Origin of the sequence: Flavobacterium cauense R2A-7 (assembly GCF_000498475.1) — a bacterium.
In the GTDB taxonomy this organism is placed as follows: Bacteria; Bacteroidota; Bacteroidia; order Flavobacteriales; family Flavobacteriaceae; genus Flavobacterium; species Flavobacterium cauense.
Map to the genome: position 1 here is coordinate 1 of NZ_AVBI01000027.1, position 3,506 is coordinate 3,506.

Annotated in this window: 3 protein-coding genes; all 3 read left to right on the top strand. The window is 38.2% G+C overall.

The window, feature by feature from the left end:
• Nucleotides 1-136 (top strand): T9SS type B sorting domain-containing protein (locus FCR2A7T_RS15380; RefSeq protein ID WP_131494804.1); only part of this gene is annotated, 136 nt, incomplete at its 5' end.
• 424 nt (nucleotides 137-560) lie between these two features.
• On the top strand, nucleotides 561-965 hold the full coding sequence (locus FCR2A7T_RS14445; protein WP_023572047.1) for a hypothetical protein: 405 nt from the start codon (nucleotides 561-563) through the stop codon (nucleotides 963-965).
• A gap of 6 nt (nucleotides 966-971) precedes the next feature.
• The coding region (locus FCR2A7T_RS14450) for a PKD domain-containing protein (RefSeq protein WP_117614414.1) at nucleotides 972-3,506 on the top strand (2,535 nt) is incomplete at its 3' end.

The window sequence follows — 3,506 nt, forward strand, 5'->3', positions numbered from 1 at the left end:
TGTAGGAGAAGGCTGGAACGGGACGTATAACGGAGAACCATTACCTTCAACAGATTACTGGTTTACGGTTAAGTTTAAAGACGGAGTGAATAAAGAGGAGCGTATCTTCAAAGCGCACTTCTCTATGAAACGTTAATATTTATAATTTAATAACAAAAAAAAGCTGCCTTTGGGCGGCTTTTTTTGTATTGTAACGAAACAAAGAATTGTTTTTAAAACCTTTTAAATCGAAAATAACTTAAAAAAAGAGTGGAAATGTTAATATGATACGTTTGAAAACATCAGTGATTTAGGGATAATTAACTGTTTTTTGTTTTTTTGTTAACAATACTTTTTTTTATTACTAAACTTTTGCATATTTGTTAATTAACAAAACTTTAATATTTCTTTAATATAATGGGAAAATACTTTAATTTTTGTTTTTCAAAGTTTATGCAGAATAGGAGCATTTTAAAGACTTTGGTTTTAAACACATCATAATACTCAATAGGTTTGGTTTTCGATCATTTAGAAATATTTCATTTTGTTTTAACTGTCCATAAATATTTAAAAAAGTTGTTATGAAACATCTGTATTTTTTATTCGCTTTAGTTTTAATGTTCTTTTCTGATGCTGCTTTGGCACAAAATAATTCAAGTAAGGGAAATCAGGAGAAATATAATTTGCCTCCGGGGTATCAAATGCCTGTCAAAATGAAAATTTTTGATTTGTCACACAAGTTAAATGGTAAACAGTCGACTGAACCCTACACGCAAGAAGATTTAAGGTTCTTAAAGAACATTCCGGAAAGTGAAATTGAAAAGTACAAAACAATAACGCCGGAATATTATCAATACTATATTACCGGAAGAGCTTTTATTAGTTCACTTTCTCCAAAAGTCAAGTCTGTTTACACTGATGCAGAATTATGGTACATATATGCTTTTGATCAAAAACTGAAAACCAAACTAACAATTATAAAATAAGTACTTATGAAGAATAACTACTTTTTAACGCTACTTTTTTTATTGATTAGTAGTGTTGTATTAGGTCAGACTTATACAATGGCGAATGGTGCCAATCCTACAGTTTCTACTTGTTCAGGTACATTTAGAGATGGTGGGAATAATAGTGATTACGCTGCCAGTCAAAATAGTACCATTACATTTTGCCCATCGACTCCGGGTGATAAAGTCAGAATAACATTTACCGCATTTGATACCGAGTCAGGCTATGATTACCTGGATGTTTGGCATGCAAATGCAGCGGGGGCACCTGGTACTGCAGCAGATCGATTTATGGGACTTCCAACTGTACCTTTTAGTATCACTTCTACTAGTCCAGACGGTTGTTTGTCTTTTCGCTTTATTTCAGATGGTAGTTTTCAATATGCTGGATGGTCGGCAACGATTTCCTGTGTGACACCATGTACGCCACCGGTAGCTGCTTTGGTTGATTCGTCTCCGGTGAATATTTGTCCTTCGACATCATTAACTCCCGGTTCATCAACTGTAGCTTTTAATGCGTCTAATTCAACCACATCTTCAGGAAGTTTAGTTCGTTACGAATGGGATTGGGGAGATGGAACAAACAATATAACGGCTACACCTAATACAACCCATACGTTTCCAACAACAGGGGGATTGTATGTTGTAAGGTTAAGAGTAAGAAATAATAATTTCAGTACCGATCCTTTAGGGTGTCTCAGTGCAAATTCAGTTACAAGGACAATTCGTGTAATGCCTGAACCTCTTTTTACGGGGACTTCGGCATCTCCAGTAACGGTCAATTGTGGTAATTCTGTTACGTTAAATGGAGCAGCCGTCTCTCAAACAATAATTCAGTCGACACCTTCTGTGATTTCGGGGCCAATTAATTTACCCGATGGTTCCGGTTCAAGCTATAATTCAACCCTTGACTTTTCAGGGTTATTTACGCCGGGAGCTACAATTTCTGCAGGATGTTATCCAACAGTTACCTTTGATATAGAGCATTCCTATACCGGAGATTTAGATATTATTTTGATTGCGCCAACCGGTGAGTCGGTAATTCTTTTTGATCAGCACGCACCAAGCAGTCCGGGGCATTTTGGTGCTTGTTCTGATGGTGCTACAGATGGTGTTCCGGGATGTACAGCAACTTATTCTGTTGTAAACTCAGGAGGTGCATCTTGGACAAATGTTGCCAGTACAACTGCAGCTCCTCCAACAACCAACGGTTTATGTGCCTATACTGGAGTTTGTGAGACAGGTGGATCTTACTATATTCCTCAAACATATACTTCAACGAATCCTTTTACTGCTTTAAACGGAGCGGCAATGAATGGAGTATGGACATTGAAAGTTGTTGATAATATCAGTTCCGATGACGGAGTATTATCGAATTGGTCGTTAACATTTCCTTCTTCTTGTTATGCAAGTCTTCAAACAATTACACCGGATTTAGCTACCGCTACTTGGACAACTTCTGGTTCAGGGCCAGCAGTACCGGCTCAAACAACTACAAGTACAGTTGTTAATAACCCAGGACCATCTTGCCCGCCACCAGGTCCATGTGTAGGAAATCAGTTGACTAATAATGTGACGATAGGACCTTTTCCAACCGCTGGGTCATACGTGTATTCATTTACGGTAACCGATGAATTCGGATGTCAATACAGAAGAAATGTAACTGTTAATGCAACTTGTGTTTGTCCTACTGCTTCAATTAGTTATACCGGCTCACCATTTTGTACTTCAGCTGGTTCACAAGCAGTAACCCTTACAGGAACTGGAGTTTTCACAGGTGGAACCTACAGTTCTACAGTTGGTTTGACGATTAATGCTGCTACGGGAATTACACCAAGCACAAGCACCCCTGGTACTTATACGGTAACATATACAATTCCAGCAGGTGGTGGTTGTCCAATAACTACGGCAACAACTTCTGTAACTATTGCTGCACCACCAACTTTGGCGGTTACATCAACTTCTCCTGTTTGTTCCGGAAATAATGCGGTTTTCAATTTGACAGGAACTCCTAATGCTATTGTAACATATAATATCAATGGTGGAGCATCTATAACAACGACTTTAAGTGGAGCCGGTACTTCAACAATTACTGTTCCTGCTGTAGTTGTTAATACTACTTTTAATGGAACATCAATTGCCACATCTGGAGCTCCAGTAGTTGGGAATGGTCTTTCTGCTATAGGGGGTAATGTTCCTGCAAACGCAACAGGTGCTATTTCAGCATTAGGTGCTGCCGCATCAGCGGCTAACTGTGCTTCTGTTGACGGAACCAACACAACTTTAACAATCACATTACAGCATACTGTGCCTGCGGGAACATCTATAATTGTAAGTATTGCAAGAGATACAAATGCTGGTGTTGTTACAATTTCTGATGGTACTGCTAGTACTACATTTAATGCGGGACCTAATGATGTGTTACAGCAAGTAACATTAGTTACTGGTATTGCAACAAACACTATAACCATTACAAGAACAGGTGGTATAGTTTGGATTGACGGAGTGCAATATACTTTT